The organism is Cryptosporangium japonicum (assembly GCF_039524755.1).
In the GTDB taxonomy this organism is placed as follows: Bacteria; Actinomycetota; Actinomycetes; order Mycobacteriales; family Cryptosporangiaceae; genus Cryptosporangium; species Cryptosporangium japonicum.
The window spans coordinates 23,645-41,233 of sequence record NZ_BAAAGX010000020.1; the positions used below are offsets into that span (position 1 = coordinate 23,645).

Below are 17,589 nucleotides of genomic sequence, written 5' to 3' on the forward strand. Positions count from 1 at the left end.
GACACCGGGTCAGGACTTGCGAGCGAAAACCCCGAACTCGTCGGCGTTCGCCTTGGTGACGATCTCGCAGTCGATCGACTGCTTCTCTTCCTTGCCGGACTTGCCGTCCTTGATCGTGGCGTCGGCCTGCTCGACGGCCTGCTCGGCGGCGAGCGCGGCGGGCTGCAGAGCGGTGGCGAGCATCTCGCCGGCCTTGATCGCCGCGATCGCGTCGGGGCTGCCGTCGAAGCCGACGACCACGACCTTGTCCAGCAGGCCGGCACCCTTCAGCGCCGCGACAGCGCCCAGGGCCATCGTGTCGTTACCGGCGATGACGCCCTGGATGTCCTTGTTCTTCTGGATGATCGTCTCCATCTTGGTGAACGCCTCCTGCTGGTCCCAGTTGGCGCTCACGCTGGCGACCTTCTTCATCGCCGGGTACTGCGAGATGACGTCGGCGTAGCCCTTGGACCGCACGCCCGCGTTGGTGTCGGACTCCTTGCCGGTCAGCTCGACGTAGTTGCCCTTGCTCTTCATGCCCTTGACGAACTCCTGCGCGGCCAGCTGGGCACCCTGAGCGTTGTTGGAGACGATCTGGGCGGTGGCGACGCCGGTCTTGTTGATCTCGCGGTCGATCAGGAACACCGGGATGCCGGCGTCCTTCGCCTTGGTGACCGGGCCGATCGAGGCGTCGGCGCCGGCGTTGTCGAGGATGATCGCCTTGGCCTTGCGCGAGATCGCGGCGTCGATCAGCTCGGACTGCTTGTTCGGGTCGTCGTCGTGCGACGCCACCGAGGTCTCGTAGCCGAGCTCCTTGGCCTTCGCGGCCGCGGCGTCGGCCTCGGCCTTGAAGAACGGGTTGTCGGGCGACGGGGTGATGATCGCGATCAGGCCGCCGGCGTCGCCGGACGACGAGCCGCTGCTCGCCGAGTCGCTGTCGTCGCCGCCGCACGCGGCGAGCGAGAACGCGCCGAGAGTGAGGGCGAGGCCGGCCGCGGCCAGGCGGCGCAGTCTGAGAGACATGGGGGGTGGTACCTCCACAGTGAGGGTTTCTCGGGGGTTGGGAGTCAGGAAGCTGAGGTTTGGGCCGCGGCGGCCGCTGCGGCACCGCGCTTCTGGAAGCGCTGCTGGCCCTGGTCGAGCATCACCGCGAGCACGATCACCGCGCCCTTGATGAGGATCTGCCAGAACGTCGAGACGCCCAGGTTCACCAGGCCGTCGGCGAGGAAGCCGATGACGAACGCGCCGACCAGCGTGCCGCGCACGTTGCCGCGGCCGCCGGAGAGCGCCGCGCCGCCGATGACGACGGCCGCGATCGCGTTGAGCTCGAACGTCTCACCGGCCTGCGGTGCGGCCGAGGTGAGTTCGGACGCGATGATCAGGCCGGCCAGCGCCGCGCAGGCGCCGGAGATCATGTAGACGCGGGCCTTGACCCGTTTCACCGGCACGCCGGAGAGTTCCGCGGCCCGCTCGTTGCCGCCGGTCGCGTAGAGCCACCGGCCGAACGGCGCCTTGCGGATCAGCACCGTGAACACGACCGCGAGGATCGCCAGCAGGTAGATCGAGACCGGGATGCCGAGGATCTTGCCGCCGCCGAGGTAGTTGAACCCGGTGTTGCCGAGCTCCGGGTCACCGCCCAGGTTCGGGTAGGTCTCGCCGTCGGAGATCAGCAGCGCCGCACCGCGAGCCACGTAGAGCATGCCCAGCGTGGCGATGAACGGCGCCACGTTGAACCGCGTCACCAGGATGCCGTTGACCGCGCCGACGAGTGTGCCGACGGCGATCGCGACCAGGATCGTCACCCAGACCGGCGGGTAGGCGACGACGCCGAACAGCGTCACGCCGCCGAGCAGCTCACCGGCGACCACACCGGACAGTCCCACGATCGAGCCGACCGACAGGTCGATGCCGCCCTTGAGGATCACCAGCAGCATGCCGAGCGCGAGGATGCCGTTGATCGCGACGTGCTTGGTCATCGTGATCACGTTCGTCACCGTGAGGAACGTGTCCGAGAGCAGCGTGAACACGATGATCAGCACGGCGAGCGCGATGAACGCGCGGGCCTCGAACACCACGTTCAGCACGCGCAGGCGGTTGGCCCGGGCGGCGGCCGAGGCGGCCGCGTCGCGGCGCTCCTCCGTGGGTGGTGGGGTGGTGGTGGCCGTACTCATGACGCCTCTCCGGTCTTCGTCGACGGAATACTGCCGCCGGAGGCGGCCATCAGGTCTTCGCGGGTGAGGGCCCCGCGGGTGAACTCCCCGACGATCCGGCCGCGCGAGAGGACCAGCAGGCGGTCGGGGATGTGCAGGGCCTCTTCGGCCTCGGAGGTGGTGAACAGCACGGCCAGGCCGCGCTGCGCCTGCTCGGCCATGAGCGCGAACACGTCGGCTTTCGCGCCGACGTCGACGCCGCGGCTGGGTTCGTCGAGCAGCAGTACCCGGGGGTCGGTGAGCAGCGCCTTGCCGATCACGACCTTCTGCTGGTTGCCGCCCGAGAGCGACCCGATCGGCGACTTCGGGCTGCTCGTCTTCACCGTGACGTCGGTGATCGTGCGGCTGACCGCGGTCTCCTCGTCGCGCCGGTTCAGGAACACCCGCCGGGCGAACGCGAGCAGGCCGGCGAGCGAGAGGTTCTCCCCCACGCTCATCGTCTGGACGAGCCCGTCGCGCTGGCGGTCCTCGGGCACCAGCATCAACCCGCGGGCGATCCGCTCCCGGATGCTTTCCCGGGCCAACACCTCGCCGGCCAGCGCCACTTCGCCCGACTGGATCGGGATGCGGCCGGCGAGCGCCTCGAGCAGCTCGGTGCGCCCGGCGCCCATCAGCCCGTACAGGCCGACGATCTCCCCGGCACGCACGCGCAGCGTGACGCCGTCGATCGCGAGCCGGTCGGAGTTCGACGGGTCCGGCACGACCAGGTCGGTGATCGTGAGCAGCTCGTCACCGAGGATCGTGTCCCGGTCGGGGAAGAGCGAGTCCTGGTCGCGCCCGACCATCTGACGCACGATCCAGCCCAGGTCGACGTCGTCGGCCTCGGCGGTGGCGACGAGCGAACCGTCACGCAGCACGACGACGTCGTCGGCGATCTCCAGCGCCTCGTCGAGGTGGTGGGAGATGTAGACGACCGCGACGCCGTCGGCGGTGAGTTCGCGGATCATCCGGAACAGCACCTCGACCTCGGGCTCGCTCAGTGCCGAGGTGGGCTCGTCCATGATCAGCACCCGGGCGTCCTGCAGCAGCGCGCGGGCGATCTCCACCAACTGCTGCTGACCCAGGCGCAGGTCACCGACGAGCGTCCGGGGGTCGATCTCCTCCTCGAGGCGCCGCAGGATCGCCGCGGCGGCGGTCCGCTCCTGCTTGCGGTCGACGGCGCCGGCGGCGGTGACCCGTTCCCGGCCGAGGAACAGGTTGTCCTCGATCGACAGGTTCGCGCAGAGGCTGAGCTCCTGGTGGATGATGACGATCCCGGTGTCGGCGGCGTGCCGGGCGCTGGTGAACACGACCGGTTCGCCGTCGACCGCGATGTGCCCGGTGGTGGGCGTCTCGATGCCGGCGAGGATCTTCATCAGCGTCGACTTGCCGGCGCCGTTCTCGCCGAACAGCGCGGTGACCCGGCCGGGCGCCGCCGCGAAGTCGACGCCCTTGAGCGCGTGGGTGCCGCCGAAGACCTTGGTGATCGCGCTCCCGGTCAGCACCGTCATGGCGTGACCTCGAACTTCACCGGGGTCAGCGTCACGACCTCGGGAGTGAGGAACGTGAACGCGCCGACGACCGAGATCTTCGTGCCCTTGAGCGTGTTCGGCTGCACGCCGGCCAGGACCTTCGTGCGGACCTCGTTGTTCAGCGCGGTGCCGGCGTCGGCGTACTGCACCTGGTTGAGGAAGTCGCCGAACTTGATCGTGCCGGTGGCGTCGCGCAGCGAGGTGCCGGTGATGGCCGGGCCGACCTGCACCCAGATCTGGGTGTCCGCGGGCAGGCCCTCGACGACGAGCGAGAGCAGGCTGCCGTTCAGGTCGCCGCCGGTGCCCTCGGCGGTGACCGGGAAGCTGTAGGGGCTGCTGCCCTCGCGCTTGCCGTACTTCTCGCCGGCGGCGTCCGGGTCGGCCTCGAGCGCGGGCACGAGCTCGGTGAGCGGCACCGCGTTCCGCTCGATCAGCGGGGCGATCTCGGGGAACGTCTCGGCGCCGAACTCGGCCGGGTCGAACGTCTGCTCGGCCGCGGCGCGGGTGGCCGGAGCGTCGGCGTCGCGCCACTCGGTGGCCAGGCCCATCGCGGCGAGCACGACGACGACCACGGCCGCCTGGACGGCCCGGACCTTGGCGCTCGGCCTGGTCGCCACGGTGCGGCGGCGGGCCGCGGGACGCGGCGGTGCCGCGGTCGGCGCCGGCTCCGGCCCGGCCTCGGCCGGTGACTCGGTCGACGATGACGACGTCACGGAAGCCTCCTCGAGGCGAGAGAGTGGGATGAACGGTGCAGGGCGGCGCGCCAGGCCGCCCTGGCGGCGGTGCGCTCGGCCCCGGTGGTGGCCGGGGTGAAGTCGGCGGTCGCTCCGGACCGCCAGGGTCCGAGGCCGGCGCCGGCCGCGGCGAGCCGCGCGACGCCCAGCGCGGAGAGGTCGGCCTCGTCGCCCCGCCGCACGGTGCGGCCGGAGAGGTCGGCCTGCGCCTGCATCACGGCGGCGCTGCGGGAGAGCCCACCGTCGGCCAGCAGCGTGTCCACCGGGGTTCCGGCGGCCTCGACCACGGCCACGACGTCCTCCACCTGGAACGCGACCGACTCGATCGCGGCCCTGGCCAGCGCCTCGCGTCCGGTGCCGAGCGTCAGCCCGCTCACCGTGGCGACCGCGTCGGCGTCCCACCAGGGGGCACCGAGCCCGCCGAACGCCGGCACCAGCGACACGCCGTCGGACGAGGGTCCGGCCGACTCGAGCAGCTCGGTCGGAGAGACCCGGAACAGATCGGCCAGCCAGGTGAGCGTCCGGCCCGAGGAGCGGATGTTGCCCTCCAGCGCGAGCGTCGGCGCGGCCCCGCCGACCTGCCAGGCCACCGTGAGGCACAGCCCGTGGGTGGCCTCGCCGGACGCCACGGCCATCACCGACGAACCGGTGCCGTAGGTCGCCTTCACCACGCCGGGGCGCCAGCCCTCGTGGGCGTAGAGCGCCGCGTGCGAGTCGCCCAGCACGGCACGCACCGGGACACCGTCCGGCAGCGGGTCGAATCCGCGGATCGCCGGGAACGGCCCGTCCGACGGCGTCACCGGCCCGAGCACGGCCTCGGGAACGCCGAACAGCTCGAGCAGCCGGGTGTCCCAGGCACCCCGCCGGACGTCGAGCAGCTGCGTGCGTGACGCGTTGCTGATCTCGGTGACGTGCGTGCCGGTGAGGCGGAACAGCAGCCAGGAGTCGATCGTCCCGAGGCACAGCTCCCCCGCGGCGGCGCGCCGCCGGTCCCGGTCGTACTCGTCGAGCAGCCACTGCGCCTTGAGCGCGGAGAACATCGGGTCCAGCGGTAAGCCGCTGATCCGTTCGACCATCGGCCCGACGCCCGTCGCGGCGAGCTCGGCGCACGTGCCCGCGGTGCGCCGGTCCTGCCAGCCCAGCAGCGGGCCGAGAGGTTTACCGGTGGCCCGGTCCCACAGCACGAGCGACTCGCGCTGCGTGCTCAGCCCCACCGCGACGACGCGGCGGACGACGTCGGGCGCGAACGAACCCACCGCCGACCGGACGCTCTCCCAGACCTCGAGCGCGTCCTGTTCCACCCACCCCGGCCGCGGGTGCGAGGCACCCAGCGGCGCGGAGGCGGCGGCGACGACGGTGCCGGCGCCGTCGACCAGCAACGCCTTGGTGGCGCTGGTGCCCTGGTCGATCGCCAGGATCAGCGGGTCAGGACCGGCCATGCCCGAGCAGCTCTCTGGCGGCGGCGGCGATGCCGTCGGCGGTCAGCCCGAAGTGCTCGAGCAGGAACGACGCGCTCCCGGTGGGCGCGAACACGTTCGGGACGCCGAGGATGCGCATCCGGACCGGGTGTTCGGTGGCGACCAGCGACGCGACGCCGGCGCCGAGGCCACCGCTGACCGTGGCCTCCTCGGCGGTGACGATGCCCCGGGTCTCGCGGGCCGCGGCGAGTACGGCATCGGTGTCGAACGGGTCGACGAACGGCATGTTGATCACCCGGAGTCCGATGCCTTCGGCACGCAGCAGCTCGGCGGCCCGTAACGCCCGCGACACCAGTGTGCCGATCGCGATCACCGTGACGTCGTCGCCGTCGGTGAGCGTGTTGGAGAGGCCGGGCCCGAACGGCGCGTCGGCCGGCGTGACGACCGGAACCTTGAACCGGGGGATCCGGATGAACACCGGGCCGGGGTTCTCGACCGCCCAGCGCACGGCCTGCCGGGTCTGCACCGGATCGGCGGGCACCACGACCGGCAGGTCGGCGACCGCACGCATCCAGGACAGGTCCTCGATCGAGTGGTGCGTCGGGCCGAGTTCGCCGTAGGCCATGCCGGGGCTCTGACCGCAGAGGATCACGTGGGTGTTGCTGTAGGCGGCGTCGGCCTTGATCTGCTCGAGCGCGCGGCCGGTGAGGAACGGCGCGGCGGCGGAGACGAACGGGATCTTGCCGCCGTTGGCGAGGCCGGCGCCGACGCCGACCAGGTCCTGCTCGGCGATCCCGACGTTGATCAGGCGCTCGGGGAACTGCTCGCGGAACCCGACGAGGTTGCTCGAACCGACGGAGTCGTTGCAGACCGCGACGATCCGCTCGTCCGACGACGCGAGCTTGATCAGCTCGTCGGCGAAGTCCTGGCGGCAGTCGAAGGTGTCCTCGGTGCTCACACCAGCTCCTCGAGGGCGAGACGGACCTGCTCCGCCGAGGGCACCTTGTGGTGCCACTCGACCCGGTCCTCCATGAACGAGACGCCCTTGCCCTTGATCGTGTTGGCGACGATCGCGACCGGCCGGCCGGACGTGGAGGGCTCCAACGCCTGCAGGATGGCGACGTGGTCGTGGCCGTCGATGTCGCGGAGCTCCCAGCCGAAGCTGGTCCACTTGTCGCCGAGCGGCTCGAGCGCCTTGGTGTCCTCGGTGCGTGCGCCCTGCTGGAGGCGGTTGCGGTCGACGATCGCGGTGAGGTTCGCCAGCTCGTAGTGGCTGGCGGTCATCGCCGCCTCCCAGTTGCTGCCTTCCTGCATCTCGCCGTCACCGAGGACGACGACGGTCCGCCACGACCTGCCGTCGAGCTTGGCGGCGAGGGCGGCGCCGGTGGCGACCGGGAAGCCGTGGCCGAGCGGGCCGCTGTTCGTCTCCACGCCGGGGACCTTCACCCGGTTGGGGTGGCCGTTCAGCGCCGACAGGGGCGCCATGAACGTCGCCAGCTCGGCGCGCGGGAAGAAGCCGCAGTACGCGAGGGTGGAGTACAGCGCGGCGGCGCAGTGGCCCTTGGAGAGCACGAACCGGTCGCGGTCGGGCCAGTGCGGCCGCGCCGGGTCGAGGTTCAGCACGCCGGCGAAGCAGGTGACCATGATGTCGGTGACGGAGAAGTCGCCTCCGATGTGGCCCAACTTCGCGGTGCTGATCATCTCGACGATGCTGCGCCGCACGGCGAGCGAGATCGTCCGCAGTTCGACGGCCTTCTCCTGGTCGCTCAGCCCGGCAAGCCTCGAGCGCAGCTCCCGGTATTCCGCGGCCAGCGGCGGGTCAGCCACTAACATAGTGAATATCTATTCCGGCTCGAATTTGCATACGCACACAGTGGCGTCGCCTTTTGCGTTTCGTCAAGCGTCGGCTCTCAACTGCATCGATGCAGTCGGGCACGATTGACAGGTAACGCGCCGGAAACTACGTTGACCGCAACTCCCATTCGACTATGAATGGATATTCACATGGAGCCGTTATTCGGTGCCGGAATCTGGCACTTCGGGCAGTACGTCGATCGTTACGCCACCGACGGCTACGGTCCCCCGGTCAGCACGCTCGAGGCGATCGACCGGGCCGGCCAGGTCGGGTCGCTCTCGGTCGTCGACCTGACCTACCCGTTCGCCCCCGCCGACCTGCCGGTCGCGGATGTGGCGGACGCGTTGAAGCGCAACAACCTGCGCGCGATCGCGATCACGCCGGAGATCTACACGCGCACGTTCGTCAAGGGCGCGTTCACCAACCCCGACGCGGCCGTGCGGCGCCAGGCGATCGAGCTGATCTCGGCCGGCGCCGAGGTGGGGCGCGAGCTGGGCGTCGACTACATCAAGCTCTGGCCGGGCCAGGACGGGTGGGACTACCCGTTCCAGGCCGACTACGCCGAGATCTGGAAGTACTCGGTCGAGGGCGTGCGCGAGCTCGCGACGACGTTCCCCGACCTGAAGTTCGCGATCGAGTACAAGCCCCGTGAGCCGCGCAACCGCATGGTGTTCTCCGGGGTCGCGCGCACGCTGCTCGCGATCGAGGAGATGGGACAGCCGAACGTCGGCATCCTGCTCGACTTCGGCCACTCGCTCTACGGCGGGGAGTCGCCGGCGGACGCGGCCCAGCTCGCGATCTCGCGCGGCCGGCTGTTCGCGATCGACGTGAACGACAACTTCCGGGGCTGGGACGACGACATGGTCGTCGGCTCGGTGCACCTGACCGAGACGTTCGAGTTCTTCTACACGCTGCGTCAGCTCGGCTGGGAGGGGATCTGGCAGCTCGACCAGTTCCCGTTCCGCGAGGACCAGGTGCAGGCGGCCCGGGACGGCATCGACGTGATGCGCGCGATCTACCGGGCGATCGACCTGGTCGACCACGAGGCGCTGAAAGCCGCGCAGCAGGCGCAGGACGCGCTGGCGGCCCAGCGGCTCATCCGCCGGGCGCTGCTCAGCACGCTGCCGGAGTAGGGCCGGACGAGGCGTGGACGTCGGGGACGTTCACGCCTCAGACGGCGCTCGCGAGGACGTGCTGGAAGGCTAACTCGGACGCCCCGATGAGCGCCGAGTCGCGGCCCAGCGCGGGGGTGATGAGGGGCGTGACGGCCCGCGACTCCGCCTTCGCGCGGTGCGCGAGCTCGCGCTCGATCGTGGCGCACTCGATCCGCAGGATCTCGGCGAGCGTGTCGCCGACCACCACCGCCTCCGGGTTGAAGACGTTGATGAGGATCGCCAGCGTGCGCCCCAGCGACGTCGCCACCCGCACCACGGCCTCGGCGGCGCGGGGCGAACCGCGCTCCGCGTCGGCCAGCACCGCGGCCACGGCGGCCGGCCCGAGGTCGGTCACCCCGGCGTAGCGCAGCAGCGCGTGCTCGCCGATGATCGTCTCGACGCACCCGTTGCTGCCGCAGTGGCAGCTCGGGCCGTCGGGGTCGAGCATGATGTGCCCGATCTCGCCGGCGTACCCGTTCGAGCCCTGCAGTAACGTGCCGTCGACGATCACGCCGCCACCGACACCCACCGACCCGGTGACGTAGACGACGTCACGCATCTGCCGGGCCGCGCCGCGCTGGTGCTCGGCGAGCGCGCCGAGGTTGGCGTTGTTGCCGATCCGGATGTCGAGCCCGGGAAGCCGCTCGGCCAGCGCCTGGCCGAGCGGGACGTCCCGCCACCGGATGTTCGGCGCGTGCACGACCAGCCCTTCGGTGACGTGCACCGTGCCGGGCGCGCTCACCCCGACGCCGACCAGCGTCGCGCTGGCCGGCATCTCGGCGGCCAGCGCCAGTGCGTCGGCCGCGATCCGGTCGACGACCTCACCGGGCGCCGGCTCCACGATCGTCGTCTCCCGGCGCACGTGCACCCGGCCGCCGAGGCCGACCGCCGCGGAGACGATCCGCTCGACGTCGAGCTCGACGGCCAGCACGTACGGCCCGTCCGGGCGGGGCGCGACGACGTGCGACGGGCGGCCGGCCTTGTCGCCGCCGCCCGGCACGTGCTCGTCCACCATTCCCCGTCGCACCAGGTCGCCGACCAGGTCACCGATCGTGCTGCGGTTGAGCCCGAGCGAAGTGGTGAGCTCCGCCCGGGTCAACTCGCCGTACCGGTGAATCTCGCGCAGCACCTGGCTGAGGTTGTGTCGCCGGATCTCCTCCGGCCTCACGACCGTGGAACGGGACACGGTAACGATCAGTCTTCTGCGGGGCTGCGTCGCGACAGCGCGTCCGCACCGGCCGCGACCAGCAGCACCAGCCCGGTGACGAGGAACACGTAGGCCGAGCTGATGTTCTTGATCAGGTTCAGACCGTTCGGAATCATCGCGATCACGATCGCGCCGATGACCGCGTCACGCACCTTGCCCCGGCCGCCGAACAGCGACGTACCGCCGATGACCGCGGCACCGACCGCGTAGAGGACGTCGGTGTTCTTACCGAAGTCCGACGGCACACCACCCAGGTAGGACGCCCCGATGATGCCCGCGAGACCGGCCATGCCCGAGCAGATGACGAACGCCGACATCCGGATCCGCTTCACGTCGATACCGGCGCGGCGGGCGGCCTGACGGTTGCCGCCGACCGCGTAGAGGAAGCGGCCGTACTGCGTCCGGGTCAGGATGTAGGTCCAGAACACGAACACGATCGCGACGATCAGCACGGCCCACGGCACGCCCTGGATCTTCGCGAACACGGTGCGCGACCGGTCCTGGTTGAGCACGAACACCGCGATGCCGGTGACGACCGCGATCGCGCCCGCACGCACCAGCACCAGGTCGAGCGGTTCGGCCGACAGGCCTTCCCGGCGACGGCTGATCGAGCGGTAGGCCGTGGTGCCCAGGTAGGCCAGCATCGCGAGCGCCCAGACCACCCAGGCGAAGACGACCGGCATGTAGCCGTTCTCGATCTTGTCGACGAGGTCGAAGTTCCGGGTGGGGATGGCCGCGCCGGTGCCGATGAACTTCAGCAGCACACCCTGCCAGGCCAGGAACAGCGCCAGCGTGACGATGAACGACGGGATGCCGACCCGGGCCACCAGGAAGCCGATCAGGGTACCGATCGAGGTGCCGACGGCGACCGAGAGGAACATCGCGAGCAGCTGGGTCGTGCCGAGGTGGGCCACCGCGACCACGATGCCCAGCGCGATGATCACCGCGGGGATCCACAGCTTCGACAGCGCGGCCAGCACCACGGTCGCGACCATGATCAGCATCAGCGCGACGAACACGCCGGTGCCGAGGGAGGCCTGCAGGTCGCCGTCGTTGTTCAACGCCAGCGCCAGGCTGGCGGCACAGACACCGCCGGCGGTACCGGCCGACAGGTCGATCTCGCCGATCAGCAGGACGAAGACCATGCCCATGCCGAGCACGGAGATCTGCGCGGCCTGCTGGAGCAGGTTCGCGAAGTTGCCCTTGCTCAGGAAAACGTCGCTGGTGTTGGCGAAGATGATGACCAGCACCAGCGCACCGAGGATGGCCGGAAGCGCGCCACCCTCACCGCCGCGCACCTTCGCGACGTAACCCTTGAAGGCGTCGACCACGTTGCGTGGTCCGGCGTCCGAGGCGAACGCGGCGGCGTCGGCCTCCGGCGTCGACTCGAGCACGCTCGCGTCGGAAGCGACGCTGTAACCCTTGTTGTCAGTAGTCATCAGATGCTCACAGGTTCGCGTCCGCAGTGGCGCGGGACAGGCCGAGGTCGCCGGACCGGCCGGTGGTGATCAGCTCCACGACCTGGCTGACGGAGGCGTCGGCGGCCTTCACCTCGGCCGCGATCCGACCCAGGTAGAGGGCGTCGATCCGGTCGGAGACCTCGATGACGTCGTTCATGTTGTGCGAGATCAGCACCACGCCGAGCCCGCGGTCGGCCAGCCGCCGGACCAGGTCGAGCACCTGCCGGGTCTGGGCGACACCGAGCGCGGCGGTCGGCTCGTCGAGGATGACGACCTTGGAGTTCCAGAGCACGGCCTTGGCGATCGCGACCGTCTGCCGCTGACCACCGGAGAGGCTGCTCACCGGCTGCCGCACCGACTTGACCGTCCGGACCGAGAGGCTCGACAGCACCGTGCGCGCCTGGGCCTCCATCGCGCCCTCGTCGAGCTGACGGAGCCGGTTCTTGCTCTCCCGCCCGAGGAACATGTTCTGGACGATGTCCAGGTTGTCAGCGAGCGCGAGGTCCTGGTACACGATCTCGATGCCGAGCGCGGCGGCGTCGCGAGGGCTGCCCAGCGTGACCTGGTTGCCCCCGAAGAAGAACTCACCGGAGTCGACGTGGTGGATGCCGGCGATGCACTTGATGAGCGTCGACTTGCCCGCGCCGTTGTCGCCGACGAGCGCGGTGACCTGACCCGGGTAGACCGAGAGGTCGATGTCGTGCAGGACCTGGACCGGTCCGAAGCTCTTGTTGACCTTGCGTAGTTCGAGGATGGGGGTGTCCGCCATCGCTGCGGCTCCTTCAGGAGAAAGCGCCGGCGGGCAGAGCCCGCCGGCGCGAACAACGAATCAGGCGACGCCGGCCTCGGTGCACATGGCGGCGTACTTGCCGGTGCACAGCTCGGCCTTGGTCACGAAGCCGTCAGCGACGACGTCCTTGACCGTCTCCTTGGTGATCGCCTTCGGGGTGAGCAGCAGCGACGGAACCTGACGCTTGCCCTGCGTGTCCTCGACCGTGCCGGTGGTCTCGCCCTTCTCGCCCTTGAGCAGCGAGACGGTGAGCTTGACCAGGCCTTCGGCCTCGTCCTTGATCGGCTTGTAGACCGTCATGTACTGGTCGCCGGCGAGGATGTTCTGCAGACCGCCGGCGGTCGCGTCCTGGCCGGTCACCGGGACCTTCAGGCCGTTCTTCTTCAGCACCGTGATGGCCGAGTTGCCGAGGCCGTCGTTGGCGGCCAGAACGCCGTCGACCTTGCCGCCGGCCGCGGTGAGCAGCTGCTCGAAGATCGTGACGGCCTTCGCGTTGTCCCAGTCCGGGACGCTCTGGTCGCCGACCTTCTTCCAGCCGGTCTGCTTCGAGAGCACCGAGTCGTAGCCCTGCTTGAACAGCGTGGCGTTGTTGTCGGTCGGCGACCCGTTGAGGTCGATGTACGTCGGGTTCTTCTTGCCGGACTTGGTCAGAGCGTCGACCAGGCCCTGGCCCTGCAGCTCGCCGACCTTCACGTTGTCGAACGACACGTAGTAGTCGGCGGTGCCGCCGAGGGTCAGACGGTCGTAGTCGATCGTCTTCACGCCCGCGGCCTTGGCCTTGGCCTGAACCTGGGCGCCGGTCGCGGAGTCGAGGTTCACGATCGCGAGGACGGAGACGCCCTCCTGGATCATGCCGTCGGCGATCGACACGAACTTGCTCTTGTCGCCGAGCGCGTTCTGGATGTCGGCGTCGACGCCGGCCTCCTGGAACGCCTTGGTGAGCAGCGGCTTGTCGAAGCTCTCCCAGCGAGCGGACGACTGGGTGTCGGGGAGGATGACCCCGACCTTGCCCTTGACCGACCCCGAGCTGCTGCCGGAGCTCGCGTTGTCGGACGACGACGAGTCGTCGCCACCGCATGCCGCCAGGACGAGCGCCATCGCGGCGCTGACAGCGACCATTCCGAGCGCACGCATGCGCATAGGGTGTCCCGCCTTCCCCATTGAAGGGCCGATGTCGCCAGAGGACATCGGCAATTGTTGTGGCCGGGAACTTATCGACTGCAAAGGCTCCACGGGAAGGCTCGTTACGGACCCGTTACGGCGCTGACGGTGCAACCGTCACCGTTTTGCGAGCGATTATTACCATTATGTCCGTATCAGCTGCTCTTCGTCCAGTAGCCGATCCGCGAGCGTATCGATCGCACGATCGAGGCGCGCACGATCGACGGGATCGGTCGTGTCCCAGTCCTCGAGCTGGCCCACGAGCCACCGCCGCCAGGCCGCGGCGACCTGACCGAACGCCTCGGCGCCGCGCTCGGTGAGCGCCAGCCCGGCGCCGTCCGCACGCAGGTGACCGTCCTCGACCGCCTGCAGGAACACCGGCGCCAGCACGTCCGCCGGGACGCGGTGCGCGGCCGCGATCTCCTCCAGCGTCGGCGGGCTCCCCCGGCGCGCACGCAGCTGCACCTGGCCGACCACCCAGGCCTCTCCGGGCTCGAGCGCGGTCCCCGACCCGGCCAGCACCTCCGGAGCGGCGGTGGCCGCGCCCCGGCGGATCAGCTGGGCCACCGTGCGTTCGAGCTGCCGGTCGGCGTCGGCGGTGTCGGGCGTGCCGAAGCCCTCGCCGACGTCGGTGGCGCCGGCCCGGGCGGTGTTCCGCAGCGGTACCTGCTTGAGCACCAGCGACACCAGGAAGCCGACCACCGCGATCGGCACCACCCAGCCGAAGACGTGCCCGATGGCCGACGCGTAGGCGCCGATGAACGGGGCGGCGTCGACGGCCGGGAGGCGGTGCAGCGCGGTCGGGTCGGCCACGGTGTCCGGCGGAACGGTCGGCGACACCCCGAACGCCGTGGTCAGCTCCTGGGAGAGCCGGTTCGCGTAGAGTGTCCCGAAGACGGCAGTTCCCACGGCGCCACCGACCGTGCGGAAGAACGTCACGCCGGCCGTCGCCGTGCCGAGGTCACGGTAGGCGACGGTGTTCTGCACCGCGATCGTCAGCACCTGCATGGCCAGGCCCAGGCCCGCACCGAGCACGAACATGTACAGCGACTCCAGCGCGACGCCGGTGTCCCGGTCCATCGTCGACATCAGCGCCAGCCCGAGCGTCATCACCGCGGTGCCGGCGACCGGGAACGCCTTGTAGCGGCCGGTGCGGCTGATCACCGAGCCGCTGAGCACCGACATGACCAGCAGCCCGGCCATCAGCGGCAGCGTGCGGAAGCCCGAGCCGGTGGCCGAGACGCCGTCGACGTACTGCAGGTACGAGGGCAGGAACGTCATCGCGCCGAGCATCGCGAACCCGACGACGAAGCTGAGGACGCCGCACACGGCGAAGACCGGGTTGGCGAACAGCCGCAGCGGCAGCATCGGCTCGGCGGCCCGCTTCTCGGCGAAGACGAAGAGCGCGAAGAACGCGGCCGCGCAGCCGAACATCCCGAGGATCATCGGCGAGGTCCAGGCGTACTCGTCGCCGCCCCACTCCAGCGCCAGGATCAGCGAGACGACGCCGAGCGTCACCAGCACGATGCCGAGGTAGTCGATGAGCGGTTTCGTCGTCCGCGTGACCGACGGGATCGTGCGCGCGGCCAGGACGACCATGACGACCGCGACCGGCAGGTTGACGTAGAAGCACCAGCGCCAGGACGCGTGGTCGGCGAACAGGCCGCCGAGCGTGGGGCCGAGGACGGTGGTCAGCCCGAAGACCGCACCCAGCGCGCCCTGGTAGCGGCCGCGGTCACGCAGCGGGATCACGTCGGCGATCAGGGCCTGCGCGGTGACCATCAGCCCGCCGCCACCGATCCCCTGGATCGCCCGCCCGACGATCAGCAACGTCATCGAGTGCGCGACGCCGGCCACCGCGGAGCCGAGCACGAAGCAGACCGCGGAGGACTGGAAGATCAGCTTGCGCCCGAACAGGTCGCCGAACCTGCCCACCAGCACCGCGGACACGGCCTCGGTGAGCAGGTAGGCGGTCACGACCCAGGCCATGTGCCCCGCGCCGCCGAGGTCGGCGACGATCGTCGGCAACGCCGAGCTGACGATCGTCTGGTCCAGGGCGGCCAGCAGCATGCCGAGCAGGATCGTCGTGAAGACCAGGTTCATCTGAGTGCGCGAGAGCGTCCCCGGCGTCATACGTACTTCATGCCCGTTTTAGGTAGTTAGCCACATCACAAGATATAAAGTTGCACCAAGCAACTGACGAGATAAAGTTGCATGCATCAAAGACCTATCGCGGAACGAAGGCTGGGAATGACGACTGCTACCGCTGGAGCGCCACCGACTGCGGAGCCGATGTCGCACCGTCAGATCCTGGAGGCCCTCACCGGTCTCCTGCTGGGCATGTTCGTGGCGATCCTGTCGTCCACGATCGTGACCAACGCGCTGCCGACGATCCTCACCGACCTGCACGGCGGTGAGTCGGCCTACACCTGGGTGGTCACCAGCACGCTGCTGGCCACCACCGCCACCACCCCGATCTGGGGCAAGCTCGCCGACCTGACCAGCAAGAAGACGCTGGTCCAGATCGCGCTGGTCATCTACGTCGCGGGTTCGGCGATCGCCGGCCTGTCGCAGAACATCGGCGAGCTCATCGCCGCACGCACGATCCAGGGCATCGGCGTCGGCGGCCTGACCGCCCTCGCGCAGGTGATCATGGCCGCGATGATCTCGCCGCGGGAGCGCGGCCGGTACTCCGGTTACCTCGGCGCGGTCTTCGCGGTCGCCACCGTGTCCGGCCCGCTGATCGGCGGCGTCATCGTCGACACCGACTGGCTCGGCTGGCGCTGGTGCTTCTACGTGGGTGTTCCGATCGCGGCGCTGGCGCTGTTCGTCCTGCAGAAGACGCTGCACCTGCCGGTGGTCAAGCGCCGGGTCCGGATCGACTACCTGGGCGCCACCCTGGTGACCGCGGCCGTGTCGCTGCTGCTGATCTGGGTGTCGCTCGCCGGCTCGCAGTTCGACTGGGTGTCGTGGCAGACCGCGGTGATGGTGCCGGGCGCTCTGCTGCTGGGCGCGCTCTTCGTCTGGGCGGAGTCGCGGGCCTCGGAGCCGATCATCCCGCTCGGGCTGTTCCGTAACCGGACCGTCCTGCTCGCCACCATCGCCAGCCTCTTCGTCGGCGTCGGGCTGTTCGGTGCGAGCGTCTTCCTCAGCCAGTACTTCCAGATCGCCCGGGGCGAGTCGCCGACCGCGTCCGGCCTGCTCACGCTGCCGATGATCGGCGGGCTGTTCCTCTCCTCGACGATCTCCGGGAAGATCATCAGCGCGACCGGCCGGTGGAAGCGGTTCCTGGTGGCCGGTGCCTTCCTGGTCACGGTCGGGTTCGGGCTGATGGGCACCGCCCGGGCCGACACCCCGTACTGGCACCTGGCGATCTTCATGGCCGTGATCGGTGTCGGCCTCGGGATGACCATGCAGAACCTGGTGCTGGCCGTGCAGAACACCGTGAAGACCAGCGAGCTGGGCACCTCGAGCTCCACTGTCGCGTTCTTCCGCAGCCTCGGCGGTGCGGTGGGCGTCTCCGCGCTCGGCGCGGTGCTCGGGCACCGGGTCACCGGCTACCTCGAGTCGGGGCTGCGCGCCATCGGCGTGAACTCGGCCGGCTCGGGTGACGGCAGCCTGCCCGACCTCTCCACGCTCCCGGCCCCGATCCGCTCGATCGTGATGGACTCCTACGGCCACGCGGCCGGCGACGTCTTCCTGGTGGCGGCTCCGTTCGCGCTGCTGGCCTTCGTCGCGGTGCTGTTCATCCGCGAGGTCGCGCTGCGCAGCTCGGTCGGCGACACCCCGGCGGCGTCCGCGGCGGGTGCGGCCGCTTCGGGTGCGGCCGCTTCGGGTGCGGCCGCTTCGGGTGCGGCCGCCTCCTCCGTGGACGGCGCGGAGCCCGCGCTGGTCGGCGCGGCGACCGTCGCGGACGAGCCGGCCTCGCACGTGCCGAGCGGTGCGCCCGAGGAGCGGCCCGCACCGGTGAGCACGCTCCCCCGGCGCGGCGTCCGGCACCCCGGGCGGCACGAGGCCGGGCGGCACGAGGCCACCCGGCGCGGCGCTCGACGCAAGGCGGAGCACGAGCTCCAGTGATGTGGGTACGGGCGTGACCAGACTGGGTAGCCT

At 70.3% G+C, this 17,589-nt stretch carries 13 protein-coding genes and 1 pseudogene; 2 read left to right on the forward strand and 12 right to left on the reverse strand.

Annotated features, from left to right (window positions below; translation table 11 throughout):
• Positions 1 to 9: 9 nt before the first annotated feature.
• The 7 genes from ABD437_RS25235 to ABD437_RS25265 are packed head-to-tail and all read right to left on the reverse strand — an operon-like array spanning position 10 to position 7,685.
• The gene (locus ABD437_RS25235; RefSeq protein WP_035856678.1) at positions 10 to 1,002 is read right to left on the reverse strand and encodes a D-ribose ABC transporter substrate-binding protein; all 993 of its coding nucleotides are present in this window, start codon (positions 1,000 to 1,002) and stop codon (positions 10 to 12) included.
• 44 nt (positions 1,003 to 1,046) lie between these two features.
• A complete protein-coding gene (locus tag ABD437_RS25240; RefSeq protein ID WP_344651404.1) occupies positions 1,047 to 2,150 on the reverse strand; it encodes an ABC transporter permease in 1,104 nt (367 codons plus the stop codon).
• Positions 2,147 to 3,679 (reverse strand): sugar ABC transporter ATP-binding protein, encoded by a 1,533-nt coding sequence (locus ABD437_RS25245; protein ID WP_344651405.1) that lies wholly within the window; start codon positions 3,677 to 3,679, stop codon positions 2,147 to 2,149. The genes ABD437_RS25240 and ABD437_RS25245 overlap by 4 nt, the downstream gene beginning before the upstream one ends.
• On the reverse strand, positions 3,676 to 4,413 hold the full coding sequence (locus ABD437_RS25250) for a DUF2291 family protein (protein ID WP_344651406.1): 738 nt from the start codon (positions 4,411 to 4,413) through the stop codon (positions 3,676 to 3,678). Before ABD437_RS25250 ends, ABD437_RS25245 begins: the two co-directional genes overlap by 4 nt.
• Positions 4,410 to 5,873 (reverse strand): FGGY family carbohydrate kinase, encoded by a 1,464-nt coding sequence (locus ABD437_RS25255; protein ID WP_344651407.1) that lies wholly within the window; start codon positions 5,871 to 5,873, stop codon positions 4,410 to 4,412. Before ABD437_RS25255 ends, ABD437_RS25250 begins: the two co-directional genes overlap by 4 nt.
• Entirely contained in the window at positions 5,860 to 6,810 is a 951-nt protein-coding gene (locus tag ABD437_RS25260) for a transketolase family protein (RefSeq protein ID WP_344651408.1), read from the reverse strand. Before ABD437_RS25260 ends, ABD437_RS25255 begins: the two co-directional genes overlap by 14 nt.
• The gene (locus ABD437_RS25265) at positions 6,807 to 7,685 is read right to left on the reverse strand and encodes a transketolase (protein ID WP_344651409.1); all 879 of its coding nucleotides are present in this window, start codon (positions 7,683 to 7,685) and stop codon (positions 6,807 to 6,809) included. Before ABD437_RS25265 ends, ABD437_RS25260 begins: the two co-directional genes overlap by 4 nt.
• 171 nt (positions 7,686 to 7,856) lie before the next feature.
• On the opposite strand from ABD437_RS25265, the gene ABD437_RS25270 reads away from it, so the two are divergent.
• The gene (locus ABD437_RS25270) at positions 7,857 to 8,840 is read left to right on the forward strand and encodes a sugar phosphate isomerase/epimerase family protein (protein ID WP_344651410.1); all 984 of its coding nucleotides are present in this window, start codon (positions 7,857 to 7,859) and stop codon (positions 8,838 to 8,840) included.
• Between the two features lie 37 nt (positions 8,841 to 8,877).
• Here ABD437_RS25270 and ABD437_RS25275 read toward each other — a convergent pair whose 3' ends face one another.
• The 5 genes from ABD437_RS25275 to ABD437_RS25295 form a co-directional block, all read right to left on the reverse strand.
• Positions 8,878 to 9,990: an ROK family transcriptional regulator gene (locus ABD437_RS25275; protein ID WP_344651411.1), complete on the reverse strand. Its 1,113-nt coding sequence runs from the start codon at positions 9,988 to 9,990 to the stop codon at positions 8,878 to 8,880.
• A gap of 65 nt (positions 9,991 to 10,055) precedes the next feature.
• Positions 10,056 to 11,507 (reverse strand): sugar ABC transporter permease, encoded by a 1,452-nt coding sequence (locus tag ABD437_RS25280; protein ID WP_344651412.1) that lies wholly within the window; start codon positions 11,505 to 11,507, stop codon positions 10,056 to 10,058.
• A gap of 7 nt (positions 11,508 to 11,514) precedes the next feature.
• A complete protein-coding gene (locus tag ABD437_RS25285) occupies positions 11,515 to 12,297 on the reverse strand; it encodes an ATP-binding cassette domain-containing protein (protein ID WP_344651413.1) in 783 nt (260 codons plus the stop codon).
• A 60-nt stretch (positions 12,298 to 12,357) separates the two neighbouring features.
• Complete coding sequence (locus ABD437_RS25290) at positions 12,358 to 13,458, reverse strand: sugar ABC transporter substrate-binding protein (RefSeq protein ID WP_425558231.1); 1,101 nt, start codon at positions 13,456 to 13,458, stop codon at positions 12,358 to 12,360.
• Between the two features lie 165 nt (positions 13,459 to 13,623).
• Positions 13,624 to 15,612: an MDR family MFS transporter gene (locus tag ABD437_RS25295; protein WP_344651415.1), complete on the reverse strand. Its 1,989-nt coding sequence runs from the start codon at positions 15,610 to 15,612 to the stop codon at positions 13,624 to 13,626.
• Positions 15,613 to 15,771: 159 nt separating this feature from the next.
• Between ABD437_RS25295 and ABD437_RS25300 the strand changes: the two are divergent.
• Positions 15,772 to 17,472, forward strand: a pseudogene (locus tag ABD437_RS25300) (MDR family MFS transporter); the annotation flags it as partial.
• Between the last annotated feature and the right edge of the window lie 117 nt (positions 17,473 to 17,589).

What these genes read in the sequence shown, in the direction of transcription:
- ABD437_RS25295 (WP_344651415.1), bottom strand. Translation starts at nt 15,612, where the DNA reads ATGACGCCGGGGACGCTCTCGCGCACTCAGATGAACCTGGTCTTCACG.
- ABD437_RS25270 (WP_344651410.1), top strand. Translation starts at nt 7,857, where the DNA reads ATGGAGCCGTTATTCGGTGCCGGAATCTGGCACTTCGGGCAGTACGTC.
- ABD437_RS25245 (WP_344651405.1), bottom strand. Translation starts at nt 3,679, where the DNA reads ATGACGGTGCTGACCGGGAGCGCGATCACCAAGGTCTTCGGCGGCACC.
- ABD437_RS25255 (WP_344651407.1), bottom strand. Translation starts at nt 5,873, where the DNA reads ATGGCCGGTCCTGACCCGCTGATCCTGGCGATCGACCAGGGCACCAGC.
- ABD437_RS25285 (WP_344651413.1), bottom strand. Translation starts at nt 12,297, where the DNA reads ATGGCGGACACCCCCATCCTCGAACTACGCAAGGTCAACAAGAGCTTC.
- ABD437_RS25265 (WP_344651409.1), bottom strand. Translation starts at nt 7,685, where the DNA reads ATGTTAGTGGCTGACCCGCCGCTGGCCGCGGAATACCGGGAGCTGCGC.
- ABD437_RS25280 (WP_344651412.1), bottom strand. Translation starts at nt 11,507, where the DNA reads ATGACTACTGACAACAAGGGTTACAGCGTCGCTTCCGACGCGAGCGTG.
- ABD437_RS25235 (WP_035856678.1), bottom strand. Translation starts at nt 1,002, where the DNA reads ATGTCTCTCAGACTGCGCCGCCTGGCCGCGGCCGGCCTCGCCCTCACT.
- ABD437_RS25240 (WP_344651404.1), bottom strand. Translation starts at nt 2,150, where the DNA reads ATGAGTACGGCCACCACCACCCCACCACCCACGGAGGAGCGCCGCGAC.
- ABD437_RS25290 (WP_425558231.1), bottom strand. Translation starts at nt 13,458, where the DNA reads ATGCGCATGCGTGCGCTCGGAATGGTCGCTGTCAGCGCCGCGATGGCG.